This is a genomic window from Vibrio ouci, from assembly GCF_004551525.1.
In the GTDB taxonomy this organism is placed as follows: domain Bacteria; phylum Pseudomonadota; class Gammaproteobacteria; order Enterobacterales; family Vibrionaceae; genus Vibrio; species Vibrio ouci.
This window is the reverse complement of record NZ_SATR01000003.1, coordinates 1-17,811: the sequence shown is the minus strand read 5'-3', so window position 1 is coordinate 17,811 and position 17,811 is coordinate 1. Positions and strand designations below refer to the sequence as shown.

At 46.4% G+C, this 17,811-nt stretch carries 14 protein-coding genes, 1 tRNA gene and 1 rRNA gene; 9 read left to right on the top strand and 7 right to left on the bottom strand.

Going from position 1 to position 17,811, the window contains the following annotated elements:
• The first annotated feature begins 83 nt into the window (after nucleotides 1-83).
• Nucleotides 84-2,042: an AsmA family protein gene (locus tag ELS82_RS02935; protein ID WP_134834165.1), complete on the top strand. Its 1,959-nt coding sequence runs from the start codon at nucleotides 84-86 to the stop codon at nucleotides 2,040-2,042.
• Here ELS82_RS02935 and ELS82_RS02930 read toward each other — a convergent pair.
• From ELS82_RS02930 to ELS82_RS02920, 3 genes are read right to left on the bottom strand one after another with little or no spacing between them, the layout of a single operon-like run.
• Complete coding sequence (locus tag ELS82_RS02930) at nucleotides 2,000-2,935, bottom strand: bifunctional GNAT family N-acetyltransferase/hotdog fold thioesterase (RefSeq protein WP_134834164.1); 936 nt, start codon at nucleotides 2,933-2,935, stop codon at nucleotides 2,000-2,002. The two genes, ELS82_RS02935 and ELS82_RS02930, sit on opposite strands and share 43 nt — an antisense overlap.
• A gap of 46 nt (nucleotides 2,936-2,981) precedes the next feature.
• Nucleotides 2,982-3,416: a D-aminoacyl-tRNA deacylase gene (gene dtd, locus ELS82_RS02925; protein ID WP_134834163.1), complete on the bottom strand. Its 435-nt coding sequence runs from the start codon at nucleotides 3,414-3,416 to the stop codon at nucleotides 2,982-2,984.
• Nucleotides 3,388-4,305, bottom strand: coding sequence for a virulence factor BrkB family protein (locus ELS82_RS02920; RefSeq protein ID WP_134834162.1), 918 nt, complete (start codon nucleotides 4,303-4,305; stop codon nucleotides 3,388-3,390). Before ELS82_RS02920 ends, dtd begins: the two co-directional genes overlap by 29 nt.
• A gap of 62 nt (nucleotides 4,306-4,367) precedes the next feature.
• Between ELS82_RS02920 and ELS82_RS02915 the strand changes: the two genes are divergently transcribed.
• The gene (locus tag ELS82_RS02915; protein WP_053438688.1) at nucleotides 4,368-5,009 is read left to right on the top strand and encodes a DUF2959 domain-containing protein; all 642 of its coding nucleotides are present in this window, start codon (nucleotides 4,368-4,370) and stop codon (nucleotides 5,007-5,009) included.
• Nucleotides 5,010-5,018: 9 nt separating this feature from the next.
• On the top strand, nucleotides 5,019-5,543 hold the full coding sequence (locus ELS82_RS02910) for an AAA family ATPase (protein ID WP_134834161.1): 525 nt from the start codon (nucleotides 5,019-5,021) through the stop codon (nucleotides 5,541-5,543).
• 74 nt (nucleotides 5,544-5,617) lie between these two features.
• On the opposite strand, the gene typA is transcribed toward ELS82_RS02910, so the two are convergent.
• Nucleotides 5,618-7,447: a translational GTPase TypA gene (typA, locus tag ELS82_RS02905; RefSeq protein WP_134834160.1), complete on the bottom strand. Its 1,830-nt coding sequence runs from the start codon at nucleotides 7,445-7,447 to the stop codon at nucleotides 5,618-5,620.
• Nucleotides 7,448-7,922: 475 nt separating this feature from the next.
• On the opposite strand from typA, the gene glnA reads away from it, so the two are divergent.
• From glnA to add, 6 genes are all read left to right on the top strand, one after another.
• Nucleotides 7,923-9,332 carry a glutamate--ammonia ligase gene (gene glnA, locus ELS82_RS02900; RefSeq protein WP_134834159.1) on the top strand — a complete coding sequence of 470 codons (1,410 nt, stop codon included), beginning with the start codon at nucleotides 7,923-7,925 and terminating at the stop codon, nucleotides 9,330-9,332.
• A 129-nt stretch (nucleotides 9,333-9,461) separates the two neighbouring features.
• Nucleotides 9,462-10,010, top strand: coding sequence for a DUF4124 domain-containing protein (locus ELS82_RS02895; protein WP_134834158.1), 549 nt, complete (start codon nucleotides 9,462-9,464; stop codon nucleotides 10,008-10,010).
• A gap of 102 nt (nucleotides 10,011-10,112) precedes the next feature.
• Nucleotides 10,113-11,159 (top strand): nitrogen regulation protein NR(II), encoded by a 1,047-nt coding sequence (gene glnL / locus ELS82_RS02890; RefSeq protein WP_053438683.1) that lies wholly within the window; start codon nucleotides 10,113-10,115, stop codon nucleotides 11,157-11,159.
• A gap of 35 nt (nucleotides 11,160-11,194) precedes the next feature.
• Nucleotides 11,195-12,601, top strand: coding sequence for a nitrogen regulation protein NR(I) (glnG, locus tag ELS82_RS02885; RefSeq protein WP_134834157.1), 1,407 nt, complete (start codon nucleotides 11,195-11,197; stop codon nucleotides 12,599-12,601).
• Between the two features lie 161 nt (nucleotides 12,602-12,762).
• Nucleotides 12,763-15,303 (top strand): phosphodiesterase GepA, encoded by a 2,541-nt coding sequence (gepA, locus tag ELS82_RS02880; RefSeq protein ID WP_134834156.1) that lies wholly within the window; start codon nucleotides 12,763-12,765, stop codon nucleotides 15,301-15,303.
• Nucleotides 15,304-15,401: 98 nt separating this feature from the next.
• The gene (gene add / locus ELS82_RS02875) at nucleotides 15,402-16,406 is read left to right on the top strand and encodes an adenosine deaminase (protein WP_134834155.1); all 1,005 of its coding nucleotides are present in this window, start codon (nucleotides 15,402-15,404) and stop codon (nucleotides 16,404-16,406) included.
• Nucleotides 16,407-16,479: 73 nt separating this feature from the next.
• Here the strand turns inward: add and ELS82_RS02870 are convergent, their stop codons facing one another.
• The 3 genes from ELS82_RS02870 to rrf all read right to left on the bottom strand — a co-directional run bounded on the left by ELS82_RS02870 (nucleotide 16,480) and on the right by rrf (nucleotide 17,787).
• Nucleotides 16,480-17,367 carry a LysR family transcriptional regulator gene (locus ELS82_RS02870; RefSeq protein WP_134834154.1) on the bottom strand — a complete coding sequence of 296 codons (888 nt, stop codon included), beginning with the start codon at nucleotides 17,365-17,367 and terminating at the stop codon, nucleotides 16,480-16,482.
• Nucleotides 17,368-17,509: 142 nt separating this feature from the next.
• Nucleotides 17,510-17,600, bottom strand: a tRNA-Ser gene (locus tag ELS82_RS02865).
• Between the two features lie 70 nt (nucleotides 17,601-17,670).
• Nucleotides 17,671-17,787 (bottom strand): 5S ribosomal RNA (gene rrf, locus ELS82_RS02860).
• Nucleotides 17,788-17,811: the final 24 nt, after the last annotated feature.

Here is a 17,811-nt window from a genome sequence, read left to right as displayed (position 1 = left end):
CTCTTTCGAGGGGCTTTTTGTTGCTTGTAATGAAAAAGTGTTCCAAGCTAGTAACACTGTTCACTATAGGAATGTGGGTTACTGTGAAGAAAGCACTCTTGCTGCTCACGCTGATTATTGTCGGCATTATCGCTCTGGCTACTGTTGGCCTGTATACGGTGATGCAGACGCGCTACGCTACACAAGTCGTCAATACGCTGCTTAATCAGCTCACCCCATACCAAGTGACAGCCAACAAAGCGAGTTATACGCCTCCGCTGCAAATAACCCTTGAAGATGTTGTTATCGGCCAAGATGAAGCGAGTACATCGTTGCCTAAACTGACCTTATGGCTAAGCCAACAACCTTGGCAAAACGGTAAGCTCGCCTTTGACTCAATATTGATTGAGGGCGCAACTCTCAACCTCAAACATAACCAATCGGCACTACTGTCACAGTTGAGCCTCCACCAGCTAGCACTAAAAGAGACCGATATTAGTGGTCCGCGCTGGTCAGCACGCGGCGTCAATCTCCAAATCGAGCAACCAAAGTGGCAAACTGAAGATCAACAACTACCTTTCGGAGATATTCAACTATCCGCGCAGCAGCTCTACATGCATGGCGAAGCATTAGACAATCTCTTAGTGGATATGCGCTACCAGAATCAAGACAGCACCATCTTTGGCAGCTCCTTCAATTGGCGCGGCGCGAACATCTCAGGCCAAGCAGAGCAATATCCACAAGGCTGGTCACTGATTAATTTCACGATTGACAAGCTATCGCTCTCCGAGTCGCAGCAAATCAGCCCCTTGCTCACCACATTGGCTAACTTCAATCTGCCGATCTATCACATCAATAGTCTCGATATTCTCAATAGCTCGTTTTCTTACGGTTTGTGGCAATTCAAACATCTCGATGCCTCGATTGAAGCTCTCTCACTCGATAAGCCGTTATGGCAACAACAGCAAGGTTATGCCTCGTTTAATGCTGACAGTATTCGCCATCCGAGCTTAGCGGTGTTTTCTCCGCGAGCAAAAGTGACCTTAACTCATGATCAAATTAGCATCGATGAGTTCGACAGTGACTTCAAGCAAGGACGAGTGCAGCTACAAGGTAAGCTGACACCGAAGCAGGTCGCACTCGACCAATTATTGATTACCGGTGTGAAATGGTTAGAAGATACTGAGCAGCTAGCTCCTACTATCCGCGAGATACTCTCTCCATTACAGCGCCTTTCTATTGCTTCTCTAGAGGTCAACAACACTCAATTGATTCAAGTTGAACATAAACCTTATTGGCAAGTCTCTGGGCTGACCATAGAAGGAAGTGACCTTACGCTAATCGAGCAAAATGAATTGGGCTTATTCGAGGGGCGGTTAGAACTTAGCGCTAATTCAGCCAGTATTGATAAACTGTTAACCACTCAAGCGCATGTGAGTGCTTTTGCCAACCAACGTAAGTTAACCTTGGAGCGCGCCTTTATACCCCTAGAGCAGGGCTATATTGAAGCGAATGGGACATGGGATAGAAACAGTGTCAGTGCGCCTTGGCAATTTTCCATTCATGCCGATGGTCTTCCCCTCGACCAATACCACCTGCAACACTATTTACCTTTTGCACTTTCTGGCGCGGCCGAAGTTGAAGTTGAGTTAAATGGTTTATCTGGCGACTACTCGATGCTGTCACACAGCTTTTCTGGAAAGGTAACCGCCTACCTGCGCCAAGCAAGTCTTGAAGCGAAAAGCATCGATGGAGAGCAGAGCTATAAGCAAAAGCTTGACCTTGATGAGATTCAAATCAAAGCAGATCGCGGACGTATTGCCGTTCACTCAAGCAAAGGGGCAACCCAACTCGCTGGGGAAATGGATCTAACCAAGCCTCAGTTTGCGACTCTGCTACTCAAATCTGAGCAACCTTGCTTACAACTTTGGTCCGATCTAATTAATGGGGAAAATGTGATTAAAGAAACCTGTGACACTCCAAAGCATACTGAGCCTAAAGCGCCACAGGTAGAGGATGATCAGGATTCTGAGCCCGAGTCAGGACCGAGTACCACTTTATAATCTGGGATCAGCATATAAGTGCCGATAAACTCGACCGCAGCTTGATCGCCACTGTAGATGGTTACATGGATAACAATCCGTGCTTTACGCCCCGATGCTAAGCGATCCAAGTCACCACTGATACCGTCTAAAGAGGTCGATGCAACTGGGTTTTGGGTAACCGGTTGGCGATAACGAATCTGGCTATCTGCCAATACAATATCACCACTTAGGTTACGCTCTTTCATCAATAGCCAAGTCATCCCCCAACCCGTTAACGTAGCAAGGGTGAAAGCAGAGCCGGCAAACATAGTATTGTGTGGATTGAGGTTGGGATTGAGCTGTGCACAGCACTCAAATTGATAACCGGTATACTGGTTAATCTTAATCCCCATCTTGTCACTGATAGGAATTTGATGCTCCCAACGCTCTTGTAGCTCGGTACACCACTCAGGTTTGCGCAGTACATTGGCCATTGGGTCAAGTTGCTTGACCATCTGCTGGTGTCTTACTGGGCCACGTTCATCGGTTAATTCGCCGCGACGCTCAAAACCATTCTTCTCATAAAATGAAATCGCGTCCTCACGGGCGTTACACACCAAGCGCTTAGCACCTTCTTGACGAGCTAACGACTCGAGCGCAACAAGCACTAATGATCCCATACCCTTACTGCGTCGGTTACCTTTTACCGCCATAAAACGGATTTGGCCTTCACTGTCAGGGGTAATGTATAAGCGACCTATCGCCATTGGTCGGCCGCGTCCATCAACAATCATCCGATGCAGCCCCATCGGATCGTACTCATCACGCTCTGAGCCGATCGGCATGCGCCACGGCTCCCTCAGCATTTGCCAACGGAAGTGATAGTACTTGTTGAGTTGTTTTTCTGTCTTCGGCGTAATCAGCTTAAACATGTAAATCCTTTTTCTAGAGGTGTGAACCTCTCTACTAGCCTTGTAATTATACTTGCAACCAGAAGGTCACGGGGCCATCATTGACCAAAGAGACTTTCATATCCGCGGCAAAGCGGCCACGTTGAGTCGGTAACACTTCAGCACAACGGTCAGCAAAGTACTCATATAAGCGCTCAGCATCCGCCGGATGGGCGCCACGAGAGAACCCTGCGCGCGTACCTTTCTTAGTATCCGCTGGCAGCGTAAATTGAGAGACAACCAGCACTTTCCCTTCAACCTGTTTAACGTTGAGGTTCATCTTGCCTTCTTCATCACCGAATACACGATAAGTAGTGACACGTTCCATCAGACGCTTTGCTTTCGCTTCATCATCGTCCTTCTCAACGCCCAACAGTACCAGTAGACCTTGGTCGATCTCGCCAACCACTTCACCATCTACACGAACTGCTGCTTCACTTACTCTCTGAATCAGTGCGATCACTGCCTTTTCCTTCTACTTGCTGTGTTGTTAAACTTTCCGCAGAGTGTACCATTTCTTCGCACTCGCACCACTGTTCCCTTTCCCCCAGCGCAGCCGTGACTTCAGCCCCCACCAGCACAATCAACCAACATAGATAGACCCACACAAATAAGATTGGAATCGCCGCTAAGGCACCGTAAATCAATTGATAAGATGGGAACTGAGTAATGTAGGCAGCGAAGCCTTTCTTACTTGCTTCGAATAACAGCGCTGCGACAATCGCACCAATTAAGGCATGCGAAATGCGCACCTTTTTATTTGGCACCAACAGGTATAGCCCGACAAACGCAAACAGTGACAACAAAAATGGTAGCCAGCGTAGCAGCAGGTTATATACCCCAGACACCGCTTCGCTCTCGAGAATTTTTAGTGATGTAACATACGAGGTGGCCGCAATACTCGCACCCACTAGAATTGGGCCGAGCGTTAACACCATCCAATACATCGAAAAGGAAAATACCGCGCGGCGTTTTTGCTGAACCCGCCAAATATAGTTGAGGTTTTTATCGATGTTGGAGATCAACATCAGCGCAGCAACAAAAAGAAAACCACCACCAACAGCGCTCATTTTGCCGGTGTTGGAGACAAACTCGAGCAACGCCCCTTTTACCGCATCTCCCGCCGCTGGCACAAAATGAGTAATGACAAAATCTTGAATTGCATCGCCGGCATTTTCAAAAATGGCAAATGAAGACAGCACCGACAGTAAAACCGTCAGCATTGGGACAATCGAGAGCAAAGTGATGTAGGCCAGATAGCCAGCATTTACGTTGACTCTATCATGGCCCATTCGGCTCAATAGATAGCGCCCAAATAACAGACTCTGTTTGACCAATGACTCGATTTTCAACTTGTATCTCCCTATCAACTCAGTCATCCTAACATTCTAATTCTAAAGGAAAGGAACCCATCATGCCGTACTTACTGGCTATTGTATTGTCTATTTTCACCCTGACAGGATGTCAATCAGCCTATTACTCTGCGATGGAACAAGTAGGCTACCACAAACGCGACATTATGGTGGATCGCGTTGAGGACGCCAAAGAGTCACAACAGGACGCACAGCAAGAATTTACTAGCGCCCTTGAAGCTCTTTCCGCACTGACCAACTTTGACGGTGGTGAACTTGAAACGGTTTATAACCAGATCAACGACAAGTATCAAGATAGTGAGAAAGCAGCCCAAGACGTTAGCGATCGTATTGCCGCGATTGAAGATGTCTCAGATGCTCTATTTTCCGAGTGGCAAGATGAACTGGAACTCTACACCAGTAGCTCACTACGCCGTGCGAGCGAGCAAAAGCTAAAAGAGACGCAGCGTTCATACAAAACCATGCTATCAGCGATGAAGCGCGCTGAAGACAAGATGACGCCAGTATTGAACACCTTGCGCGATAATACGCTCTACTTGAAGCATAACCTCAATGCTAGCGCAATTGGCGCACTTCAAGGTGAGTTCACTAACCTTGAGCAAGACATTCAATACGCAATTAAGCAGATGAACGCGGCGATTGCAGAATCTGATAAGTTCTTAGATCGCTTAAATCAGAAGTAAGCCAAATCAATGCAACCTATCATCATCACTGGCGGACCAGGTGCAGGCAAGACCACGCTGATCGATGCGCTCAGCGCCAATAGCTATCAGACCTTTGCTGAATCTTCCCGTCAGTTGATTGAAGAGCAAAGCCAATTGACTAACGGCGTCTTACCTTGGCTTGATCTGCCAGGGTTTGCTCGCTTATGCCTTGCTGCGATGACTGAGCAGAAGCAGCAAGCCAGCCAACATGAGGTGGCGTTTCTCGATCGGGCGATTCCTGATATCTGTGGTTATTTACAGCAAGCAGGATTAGAAATAGAACCTCGCTACCAGGCTGAAAGCAAAGGCTATCATCGACAAGCTTTTTTCTGTCGCCCAGAGCGCAGCATCTATGTTCAAGATGAAGTGAGACCTTACCCATTTGAAGGCGCTATAGCGATTCACAATGCCTTAGTCGACGTTTATCAACAGCTCGGCTTTGAGGTGGTTGAAGTACCGTTTATGTCGCTAGAAGAGCGCGTTCGCTTTATCGAGCTGGCTCTCGAACTCTAGCAAAAATAGTCCCTTAAATAACAAAAGCCCCGAGCAGTATCACTACTCGGGGCTTTTTTATCTAGGCGCTAAAATTATTTAGCGTTACGCGCTTCACGCTTACGATCGCTTTCCGTTAGGAATTTCTTACGGATACGGATGCTTTCAGGCGTTACTTCTACTAGTTCGTCTTCATCGATGAACTCTAGAGCTTGCTCAAGCGTGTGCTTGATTGGCGGAGTAAGAACCTGTGCGTCATCAGTACCTGATGCACGAACGTTAGTTAGCTGCTTACCTTTCAGTGCGTTTACTGTTAGGTCGTTATCACGGCTGTGAATACCGATGATCATACCTTCGTAAACTTCTACACCGTGACCGATAAATAGACGACCACGTTCTTGAAGGTTAAACAGTGCGTTAGTCAGTGCTTTACCTGCAGCGTTCGCAATTAGAACACCGTTGATACGCTGACCAATCTGGCCACCTTTGTGTGGACCGTAGTGATCAAACGTATGGTATAGAAGACCAGAACCAGACGTTAGCGTCATGAACTCAGTTTGGAAACCGATAAGACCACGAGAAGGCATATCGAAGTCCATGCGAACACGGCCTTTACCATCTGGTGCCATATCTTTCAGCTCACCTTTACGTAGGCCGATGTTTTCCATGATGCCGCCTTGGTGCTCTTCAAGAACGTCAATCGTTACTGTTTCAAACGGTTCCATTAGTTGACCATCTTCTTCTTTGATGATTACTTCTGGACGAGATACAGCAAGCTCGAAGCCTTCACGGCGCATATTTTCGATCAGGATTGATAGGTGAAGTTCACCACGGCCTGATACGCGGAATTTGTCTGGATCGTCTGTTTGCTCAACACGTAGTGCTACGTTGTGAACAAGTTCTTTTTCTAGACGCTCAAGGATGTTACGAGACGTTACGAACTTACCTTCTTTACCCGCAAACGGAGAAGTGTTTACTTGGAACGTCATTGTTACTGTTGGCTCATCTACAGACAGTGCAGGTAGTGCTTCTACAGCGTTTTGTGCACAAATAGTGTCAGAGATTTTCAGCTCACCAAGACCTGTGATCGCGATGATGTCACCCGCATTCGCTTCAGCAACTTCGTGACGTTCAAGACCTAGGTAGCCCATTACTGTGCCTACTTTACCGTTACGAGTCTTACCGTCAGCGCCGATAACCGTTACTTGTTGGTTTGGTTTAACGTTACCACGAGTTACACGAGCAACACCGATAACACCAACGTAAGAGCTGTAGTCTAGCTGAGAAACTTGCATCTGTAGTGGACCATCAAGGTCAACATTTGGTGCATCAACAACATCAACGATAGTTTGGAATAGTGGTTCCATGTTCTCGCCAGTTTCGCCTTCTTCTAGAGAAGCCCAACCGTTTAGTGCTGAAGCGTAAACTACTTTAAAGTCTAGCTGTTCGTCAGTTGCACCTAGGTTGTCGAATAGGTCGAATACTTGATCCATAACCCAGTCAGGACGAGCGCCAGGGCGGTCAATCTTGTTGATTACAACGATAGGCTTAAGACCGTGAGCAAATGCTTTCTGCGTTACGAAACGCGTTTGTGGCATTGGACCATCAACTGCGTCAACGATAAGTAGCACAGAGTCAACCATAGACATGATACGCTCAACTTCACCACCGAAGTCCGCGTGTCCCGGAGTATCTACGATGTTGATGCGGTAATCATTCCAGTTAATTGCTGTGTTCTTAGCAAGAATGGTAATACCACGCTCTTTTTCGATGTCGTTTGAGTCCATGACTCGCTCTTCAGCTTCGCCGCGAGACTCTAAAGTACCTGATTGTTGTAGTAGTTTATCAACCAGTGTTGTTTTACCGTGGTCAACGTGCGCGATGATCGCGATATTTCTTAAATTATCAATCTGTGGAGTAGCCATGGATTTGATTCGCTCGATATAAGTAGCTCGCCGAAAATCTCGGCAAACTTATTTGATTAAAAAAACGGCCATAATGTACCAGATTCTAGCGAAAAACCCAGAAATATGTGATCTGATTCGCTACTTTTGCGAAGATAATTTATTGATGAAACGCAAGCTGCCTCCGAGTAAGGAGAAATCCTCATTGACATCAAGGGCAAAACTCGGCTGAATGGAATCGATTTTGTTTACTATTGGTGCACAACCACACCAATGCACCATTACAGTGCAACTCAAGATCATTTTGGTGCAAAATAGTGCACCACTTTCACACTTAGCCCGCTAATTTATTGAAAATTAATGGAATAATTTTTTGGCACGGTTTTGGCTTTAGTAAAATCAGCATCGATTAATACGATATAAATGAAATTAATCAATGCTGGATTTATTTCAAATCACGCTAATACCGAATTAATAACACTGGAGGTTATCCAAGATGTCAGTAGAAAACGTTCTATCGCTGATCCAAGAAAACGAAGTTAAGTTTGTTGACCTACGCTTTACTGATACTAAAGGTAAAGAGCAGCATATCTCTATACCTTCTCACCAAGTTGACGCAGACTTCTTCGAAGAAGGTAAGATGTTCGATGGTTCTTCTGTTGCTGGCTGGAAAGGCATCAACGAGTCAGACATGGTAATGATGCCTGACGCATCATCAGCGGTTCTTGACCCATTCACAGAAGATGCAACGCTAAACATCCGTTGTGACATCCTTGAACCTGCTACTATGCAAGGTTATGACCGTGACCCACGCTCTATCGCTAAGCGCGCTGAAGACTTCATGCGCTCTACTGGTGTTGCTGACACAGTACTTATCGGTCCTGAGCCAGAGTTCTTCCTATTTGACGACGTTAAGTTCGCAACTGACATGTCTGGTTCTTTCTTCAAGATTGACGACGTGGAAGCAGCTTGGAACACAGGTTCTGACTACGAAGAAGGTAACAAAGGTCACCGTCCAGGCGTTAAAGGTGGTTACTTCCCAGTAGCACCAGTTGACTCTTCACAAGACATCCGCTCTGCAATGTGTCTAATCATGGAAGAGATGGGTCTTGTTGTTGAAGCGCACCACCACGAAGTTGCAACTGCAGGTCAGAACGAAATCGCGACTCGCTTTAACACTCTAACGACTAAAGCGGATGAAATCCAAATCTACAAGTACGTTGTACACAACGTTGCTCACGCGTTTGGTAAGACTGCGACATTCATGCCTAAACCACTAGTTGGTGATAACGGCTCTGGTATGCACGTTCACCAATCTCTAGCAAAAGATGGCGTTAACCTATTTGCTGGTGACAAGTACGGCGGCCTATCTGAAATGGCTCTGTACTACATCGGTGGTATCATCAAGCACGCTCGCGCAATCAACGCATTTGCTAACCCATCAACTAACTCGTACAAGCGTCTTGTACCAGGCTTTGAAGCACCTGTTATGCTTGCTTACTCAGCACGTAACCGTTCTGCTTCTATCCGTATCCCAGTGGTACCAAGCCCGAAAGCGCGTCGTATCGAAGTTCGTTTCGGTGACCCAGCGGCTAACCCATACCTATGTTTCGCAGCAATGCTAATGGCTGGTCTTGACGGTATTAAGAACAAGATCCACCCAGGCGAAGCAATGGATAAAGACCTTTACGATCTACCAGCTGAAGAAGCTGCAGAGATCCCAACAGTGGCTTACTCACTAAAAGACGCTCTAGAAGAACTAGATGCTGACCGTGAGTTCCTAACAGCTGGCGGTGTATTCTCTGACGACTTCATCGATTCATACATCGGTCTGAAATCTGAAGATGTAGAGAAAGTAAACATGACAACTCACCCACTAGAGTTCGAACTTTACTACTCTGTATAATCGACTTTCATTGCTAACATTCGATCGTGTTGCATGAATTTAAGGCTCGCCTCGCAGGCGAGCCTTTTCTATTGCCCTAAGTAAAAGCGCCGCTGCTAGTATGTTGCCATCACAACATGAGGGCGAACAATGCAAGTCACCAGTTTCTTGGGCGTCATCGCGCTACTGTTTAGTGCGCTATCAAACGGCCAAACCATCTACACTTGGACCGACCAAGACGGCACCTTGCATTTTGACGATGCGCCAAATCATAATCAGGCTCAAGCTATCGAGTTACCCAACCTTGAACAGCCCGCTCTTCCTAAGTTAGAACCCTATCAACAAGCAGAAGTACAAGCACTTCACACTCAAATAGCCACTCCTAAGCCCCTATCGGTCACCATCACCGCCCCTAACAACGATGAAGCGCTAAGAAACAATAATGGTGCAATCACGGTACAAGCAGTGTTAAGTCGTGAGTTGGTAGCAGGAGAGCAGCTGCAATTAACCCTCAATGGCGAAAAATATGGTGCAGCGACAACAAACCCGAATTGGCAGTTAAAAAACATCGACCGTGGCTCACACTCATTGGTTATTCAAGTAGTTAGGAACGGCAAGCTTATTGCATCGTCTCAAGCTATTACGGTGCATTTACAACGCTCAACAGTGAAACCCGTGCCGATAGCCCCGAAAGCTTGAGGCATCTCACTATTTCACTTCAGTTCTCTTGTTGAATGCGCCATACTTGAAAAATGACTTGCACCAACTTAGTGCAAAGGAATTCAAGGATAGGGAAAGGCAGTGGATAGCGATCTAAACGATATTATTTTAAATCACCAAGTCACTTCGATTTTGATCATGAACGAATCGTTGCAGGTGAAGTATGCCAATCCAGCGGCAGAACAGCTTTTCTCTCAAAGCGCCAAGCGAATTACTGAGCACCCACTGTCGCACCTAATTCAACACGCCTCTATGGACCTCGCTTTACTTTCTCAGCCGTTACAAAGCGGGCAAAGCATTACAGACAGTGACGTGACTTTTGTCGTCGATGGTAAGCCACTGATGCTTGAGGTCACGGTCAGCCCGATAGAGTGGAATAAAGAGTTAATGCTGTTGGTCGAAATGCGAAAAATCGGTCAGCAGCGTCGCCTTAGCCAAGAGCTCAACCAACATGCGCAACAACAAGCGGCCAAATTGTTGGTCCGTGGTTTAGCGCATGAAATAAAAAACCCGCTGGGTGGCTTAAGAGGTGCCGCTCAGTTGCTGGAAAGAACACTGCCAGATCCTAGCCTCACTGAATATACCCAAATCATTATCGAGCAAGCTGATCGTCTCCGAGCTTTAGTCGACCGATTGCTAGGCCCACAAAAACCTGGGCAGAAGAAGCAGGAAAACTTGCATCTAATCTTAGAGAAAGTTCGCCAGCTGGTCGACTTGGAAGCCAATCAAAGCATCGAAATTGAGCGGGACTACGATCCAAGTTTGCCTGAAATCTTAATGGATGCGGCGCAAATTGAGCAGGCGCTGCTCAACATTGTAAGTAACGCCGGACAAATTTTGCGAGCTCAAGATAATGGCCAAATCACCATTCGCACCAGAACGGTGCATCAAGCCAATATCCACGGTCAGCGTTGCAAACTCGCCGCACGTATCGAAATCATCGATAACGGGCCAGGCATTCCCGCCGATCTACAAGATACCCTTTTCTACCCAATGGTCAGTGGGCGAGAAGGTGGCACAGGGCTAGGTTTATCCATCGCCCAAAACCTTATCGACCAACACCAAGGTAAGATCGATGTCGAGAGCTGGCCTGGTAGAACAACATTCACAATATATTTACCGATTTAATTTGACGTTATTGGCATTGCTGGAAGGAAGAGACTATGAGTAAAGGGTATGTTTGGGTTGTTGATGACGACAGCTCCATTCGCTGGGTGATGGAGAAAACACTCTCTTCGGCCAACATTAAATGCGAGACCTTCTCGGATGCAGAAAGCGTGCTGATGGCGCTCGAACGTGAAACTCCTGATGTACTCGTCTCTGATATTCGCATGCCGGGAATGGATGGCTTGGAGCTGTTAAAACAAGTCAACGATCGCTCTCCTGAACTGCCGGTGATTATCATGACGGCGCACTCCGATCTTGATGCAGCGGTAAACGCCTATCAAAAAGGTGCATTTGAATACCTACCTAAGCCATTTGATGTTGATGAGACACTGACGCTGGTCGAACGCGCAATTGCTCACAGCCAAGAGCAAAAGCAAGATCAAGCCTCATTAGCGGAAGAGGACTACACCCCTCCCGAGATTATTGGTGAAGCGCCAGCAATGCAGGAAGTGTTTCGTGCCATTGGCAGGCTTTCACGCTCTTCTATCTCGGTACTGATTAATGGTGAATCCGGCACCGGTAAAGAACTGGTCGCCCATGCCTTGCACCGCCATAGCCCAAGAGCCAGCAAACCCTTTATTGCACTCAATATGGCGGCAATCCCCAAGGATTTAATCGAATCTGAGCTTTTTGGCCATGAGAAAGGGGCATTTACTGGGGCTAACAGTGTTAGACAGGGGCGTTTTGAGCAGGCTAATGGCGGCACACTTTTCTTAGACGAAATAGGCGATATGCCACTGGATATTCAAACTCGTCTGCTAAGGGTACTCGCCGATGGACAGTTTTATCGTGTTGGCGGCCATTCGCCGATCAAAGTCGATGTGCGAATCGTAGCGGCAACTCACCAAAATCTTGAGCAGTTGGTGCACAAAGGTGACTTTCGCGAAGACCTATTTCACCGGCTAAATGTGATTCGTATTCAGATCCCCGCATTACGCGAGCGTAAACAGGACGTTGAAAAGCTAGCATTACATTTCTTGGCCCTTGCAGCAGAAGAGTTAGGGGTTGATGTTAAAACGCTCCACCCATCGACAGCAGACAAACTGACTCAGCTCAATTGGCCAGGTAACGTTCGCCAACTAGAAAATATCTGCCGTTGGCTAACTGTTATGGCGAGCGGAACGGAGGTATTGCCAAGCGATCTCCCTCCTGAACTTTTCGAAGAAAAGGCCATCGGAGAGCAAGCAGTATCAGGCACATGGCAGCAACAACTGGCAAGCTGGGCGAGAAATTCACTCACTCAGGGCGATACGGAGCTTCTCTCTTACGCACTTCCTGAATTTGAACGTATACTTTTGGAAGCGGCATTAGAACATACCAATGGCCATAAACAGGATGCAGCAAAGGTTTTAGGTTGGGGGCGCAACACGCTAACGCGCAAGCTAAAGGAGCTTACTAATTAGCAACTCACTCAGCACCAACCAAGTTCGTTAGCACTAATAGGTAATATTTACTCTATTCTATTTATAGTTAGAGCGAGGTTACCTATTTTTTGACCAAAAGCCTCGCTTGCATTTACCATAAAAGATACAATACTAAATACGGTAATAATAGAAAACTATTTATGTCAGCGACTACACAAATCACGCTAAGAACTGCGGTAGTACTGCCTTTTGTAATGATCTTCATCATTACTATCGGGGTAATAGTGACTGTCCAGAAGCATAGCTATGAAGAGATGGTCGTTGATATTAGTGATAAGCAATTATCCGCTTTAACAGCTAACGTCACCCTTGAATTAAATCGCTTTCTTAATGAACCCTTTCAAGCAAGCCTAGCACTGAGCCACTCAATCAGTTTCAATCGCCTCTACCAACGGGGAGATACCAGTGACATTGAACGTTACTTCCTGACTTCATTTCGCTCACTCTATGATTCTATCCCTCAATTAGACGTTATTGGCTATGGTGGCGAGGGTGCTGAGTATATTGGCTTTAGGAAAGAGCCGAACAAAGCTTACACCTTAATGGTTCAAGATGACCGAACCGAGCAGCAGTTGGTGATTTATCGTGGCCAGACTATCAGCCAAGATATACGTTCTGTAATCAATGGCTATGACCCTCGTATTCGCCCTTGGTATGCGCCTGTGGCCAAAAGTCTCACGCCTATGTGGTCATCGATCTACACCAACGCAGATGAAAGACAAGAAATTACCCTATCAGCCCTGACCCCAGTATTTTATGACCAAGACTTTCAAGGAGTGGTTGTCACAGACGTCAAAATTGACACCTTCAATTTATTTCTAAAAGACCAACAGCTGCAGACCAATGCTGTTATTTACCTTGTGGACGACAAGAAAAGATTGGTTGCTCATTCAACTAATGGCACCGTTATTTCTTGGGGAACACCTTTCAGCAAAAAAGGCGAGCGCCTCCTAGCAACCGAAAGCGCGAACCCGATCGTAAAAGCCAATGCTAAATATTCTCAAGCCAATGGGCTTTACTCCCAAGATGGCTTCCAACGCTTCGCTCTTGAAATAAATAATCAGCGCTACTTTAACCATTTAACTCCCTATGTGGATGAACATGGCCTTAAGTGGTATATCGGTGTTGCGATTTCAGAATCTGACTTGCTCGGTAAACTCCCAGAAAGCCAAAGAGACAGTTGGATCATTGGTATCATCGCCAGTCTGATTGGTATTGCGTTGGGCTTATTTGCTTTCAACAGGGTCGTAGCACCGATCACTTCAACCGCTAGTGCAGCAAAACATCTAGCTAAAGGGGACTGGGAAAGTACCATGCCCCAGCCCGGCAATATCTACGAAACAACCATGTTAGTGTATGCGTTCAATGAAATGGCCAATAACCTCAAAGCCTCATTCCGCGCACTGCGTTCCCAGTTGCTTTATGATTCTCTGACTAAGCTATATAGCCGAGAAGGCCTTATTGATAGCTGTGATAAGCTGCCAGCCCTCAATGGCTCTTTGATGCTAGTCGGTATCAAAAAGTTTCGTGATATCAATGACAGTCTAGGTCATTACAAAGGTGACCAGCTACTCATCAACATCTCTCAGCGGTTACATTCCATATATTCTGAAGATCACTATCTAGCCAGAATAGGCGGTGATGAATTCGCCATCTACACATCGAAAAAGCAAACTGAGCAAGATCTGGTGCTAGCGGCCAACCGTATTCATCAAGTGTTTGCTTCCCCTTTTATCATGGGGCAAGACAATGTCGTCATCAGTGTATCTATTGGCGTGGTCGAGAGTGGCCCGGATTTCAATATGACGTTATGGCTACGTAATGGCAGTATCGCTCTTAGCAATGCCAAAAGAGAACTGTCGAATATCAGCTTCTATCGTCCTGAAATGGCAGACATTTCGCGTAAACGCACCTTGATGGTCGCGAAAATTAAAGACGCGATTGAACATAAAGAATTTGTCCCCTTCTACCAGCCTCTAATTGACCTCAGTAGTGGCGAGGTAATTGGTGCTGAAGCGCTTGCACGTTGGTTGTCGCCATCGTCTGGGCTGATTTCGCCATTAGAATTCATCCCAATAGCAGAAGAGAGTGGCTTAATCGAGGCGGTTGGAGAACAAATTCTACTGCAAGCGTGTAATGACACGGTACGAGGTATTAGAGCAGGTAAGTGGAACTCTGATTTCCACATGCACGTCAACGTGTCGGTGAATCAACTTTCACAGCCAGATTTCATCTCAACCTTGCAAAAAATACTCACTCAATCAACCTTGAATCCAACCAATCTAACCTTAGAGATCACTGAGTCACGCATTGTTGATAACGATCCTGTGACCTTACAAAACATGCAGGCAATCAGGGATTTAGGTGTTCACATTGCCATTGATGACTTTGGTACTGGTTATAGCTCACTGGCGTATTTACATAAGCTGCCATTTGACTGCATCAAGATCGATCGTACCTTTGTTGATAAACTCTCACCTCAAGAGTTAGATACTTCAATTGTCGCTGCCATCATTAACATGACGCGGGGCATGAAAGTAACCTTAGTGGCAGAAGGTATCGAAACGTCAGAGCAAGCGCAAATGCTAACTCAACTCAACTGCCAACAAGGGCAAGGATTTCTGTATAGCCGGCCAGTCCCATTCGATGAATGGCCAACAGATTTGGTTAACATGAAATAAAAACCAACATATATGGTTGGTTTTATGCTCTTAATCTACTGACACTTCTGTCTTTGATTCTTATACTTAGCTCAATTCATTTAATTGGAACGACGATAATGATAACCAAAAATCTTCCTCTCACTGATTTGCACCGTCACCTTGATGGTAATATCCGCACAAAAACAATCCTAGAACTAGGTCAGAAGTTTGGTGTTGCTCTACCCGCTTACGATGTCGAGTCTCTTACTCCGCACGTTCAAATCGTTGAAGCGGAGCCATCACTTGTTGCGTTCCTTTCAAAGTTAGACTGGGGTGTTGCTGTACTGGGTGACCTCGACGCTTGTCGCCGCGTTGCTTACGAAAACGTTGAAGACGCACTTAACGCTCAAATCGATTATGCTGAGCTGCGTTTTTCTCCATACTACATGGCGATGAAACACAAGCTTCCAGTAGCAGGCGTAGTTGAAGCGGTTGTAGATGGCGTTCAAGCTGGTATGCGTGACTTTGGCATCAAGGCGAACCTAATCGGCATCATGAGCCGTACATTTGGTACAGATGCATGTCAGCAAGAGCTAGATGCAATCCTGACTCAGAAAGATCACATTGTCGCTGTTGACCTAGCGGGTAATGAACTGGGTCAACCAGGCGATCGCTTCGTTAAGCACTTCGCGCAAGTAAAAGACGCAGGCCTTAATGTAACAGTACACGCTGGTGAAGCGGCTGGTGCAGAAAGTATGTGGCAAGCTATCCAAGAGCTTGGTGCAACACGTATCGGTCACGGTGTTAAAGCTATCCATGATCCTAAGCTAATGGACTACCTAGCGGCAAACCGCATTGGTATTGAGTCATGTCTGACATCTAACTTCCAAACTAGCACGGTTGAGTCACTAACCAACCACCCTCTGAAGCAGTTCCTTGAGCACGGCGTTCTAGCCTGCCTAAACACTGATGATCCAGCGGTTGAAGGTATTGAGCTTCCTTACGAATATGAAGTTGCTGCACCTCAAGCAGGTCTATCTCAAGAGCAAATTCGCCAAGCGCAAATCAATGGCCTTGAACTAGCGTTCATCTCAGACGCAGAAAAACAAGCGCTAAAAGACAAGGTTTCAAATCGCGTTTAATTTAGCCTTACATACCAAAGCCGACACATTGTTGTCGGCTTTTTTGTACCCGCTACGCGCGCTTAAACTAGGTTTACTTAAATTGCTGCTGCATGAAGTCAATAAACGCTTTTAGCCGTTTAGGCTGATACTTGTCGCGATGATAAATGGCATAAAAAGGGACCGACTCAACTTTCCAATTACGCATAATTGGCACTAAAGAGCCTTGCTCAATTTCATTCATACAATACATCGCAGGTACACGGATAATACCATTGCCCTGCAAGGCGCCAGCAACGAGCGCCCGCCCATTCTTGCATACTAGATGTGCTGATACCGAAACTTCATAACGACTCTCATCTGCCTGATGCTGGTAACTCCAACGAGTTACTGAACCGCGCAAAACTCGGTGCTCTAACAGTTGTTTCGGGTGCTCTGGTTCACCAGAAGTCGCCAAGTAATCGGGACTGGCTAGGGTCACCATTTCAATATCACTTAGGTGGCGACCAATAAAGTTTGCGTCTTCGAGTTTTCCCATGCGGAAAGCGATATCAAACTGATCTTCAATCAAGTCGATTCGCGGGCTAGAGAAATCTATCTCGACGGTAATATCCTGATGTTGGCGCATAAACTGGCCGACATAATTGGCAACGACATCCTCTCCTAAAGGCCCGCCAACACTATTGATGCGAATATGACCTTGTACCTGCTCTGTATCATCAACCGCGGCTAACAAAGCTTGCTCAACCTGCATCAGTGCTGACTCACATTGCTTATAGAAGCGCTCCCCAGCGTAGGTTAATTTCAATGATCGGGTTGTACGGGTGACTAAACTCACTCCCATACGAGATTCCAAGGCAGAGATCTGGCGCGAGACATGAGAGCGAGAGACGTTAAGTGATTCCGCAGCCTTAGTGAAGTTACCAAGCTGGGCAATTAACACAAAAGAGCGAATATCGGCGAGGTTTACGTTATTAATCATCGGCAACTGCATTTGACGTGTTTTCTATAGCATACCAAAGATCGGTATAAAGCTTAGCCATAAAACGCAAAAAGCCCGTTGCGTGAGCAACGGGCTTAAACAATGAAAAAAGCCTCGCTATTTCTAGCGAGGCTTTTCAATGTGGCGGAGAGATAGGGATTTGAACCCTAGATACGCTATTAACGTATGCCGGTTTTCAAGACCGGTGCTTTCAACCACTCAGCCATCTCTCCACAAATTGTCATCGTCAGATTAGTACACTGATGATGTGGTTACACGTTTACACGGGTAACAATATTTAAAGCCTGGCGATGTCCTACTCTCACATGGGGAAACCCCACACTACCATCGGCGCTAATTCGTTTCACTTCTGAGTTCGGCATGGAAATCAGGTGGGTCCAAATCGCTATGGTCGCCAAGCAAATTCTTTAATTCGGAAAGCTG

Excerpts from the sequence above, each read along its gene's own strand:
- ELS82_RS02930 (WP_134834164.1), bottom strand. The coding sequence starts at position 2,935 with ATGTTTAAGCTGATTACGCCGAAGACAGAAAAACAACTCAACAAGTAC.
- ELS82_RS02915 (WP_053438688.1), top strand. The coding sequence starts at position 4,368 with ATGCCGTACTTACTGGCTATTGTATTGTCTATTTTCACCCTGACAGGA.
- ELS82_RS02910 (WP_134834161.1), top strand. The coding sequence starts at position 5,019 with ATGCAACCTATCATCATCACTGGCGGACCAGGTGCAGGCAAGACCACG.
- typA (WP_134834160.1), bottom strand. The coding sequence starts at position 7,447 with ATGGCTACTCCACAGATTGATAATTTAAGAAATATCGCGATCATCGCG.
- glnA (WP_134834159.1), top strand. The coding sequence starts at position 7,923 with ATGTCAGTAGAAAACGTTCTATCGCTGATCCAAGAAAACGAAGTTAAG.
- ELS82_RS02895 (WP_134834158.1), top strand. The coding sequence starts at position 9,462 with ATGCAAGTCACCAGTTTCTTGGGCGTCATCGCGCTACTGTTTAGTGCG.
- glnG (WP_134834157.1), top strand. The coding sequence starts at position 11,195 with ATGAGTAAAGGGTATGTTTGGGTTGTTGATGACGACAGCTCCATTCGC.
- gepA (WP_134834156.1), top strand. The coding sequence starts at position 12,763 with ATGTCAGCGACTACACAAATCACGCTAAGAACTGCGGTAGTACTGCCT.
- add (WP_134834155.1), top strand. The coding sequence starts at position 15,402 with ATGATAACCAAAAATCTTCCTCTCACTGATTTGCACCGTCACCTTGAT.
- ELS82_RS02870 (WP_134834154.1), bottom strand. The coding sequence starts at position 17,367 with ATGATTAATAACGTAAACCTCGCCGATATTCGCTCTTTTGTGTTAATT.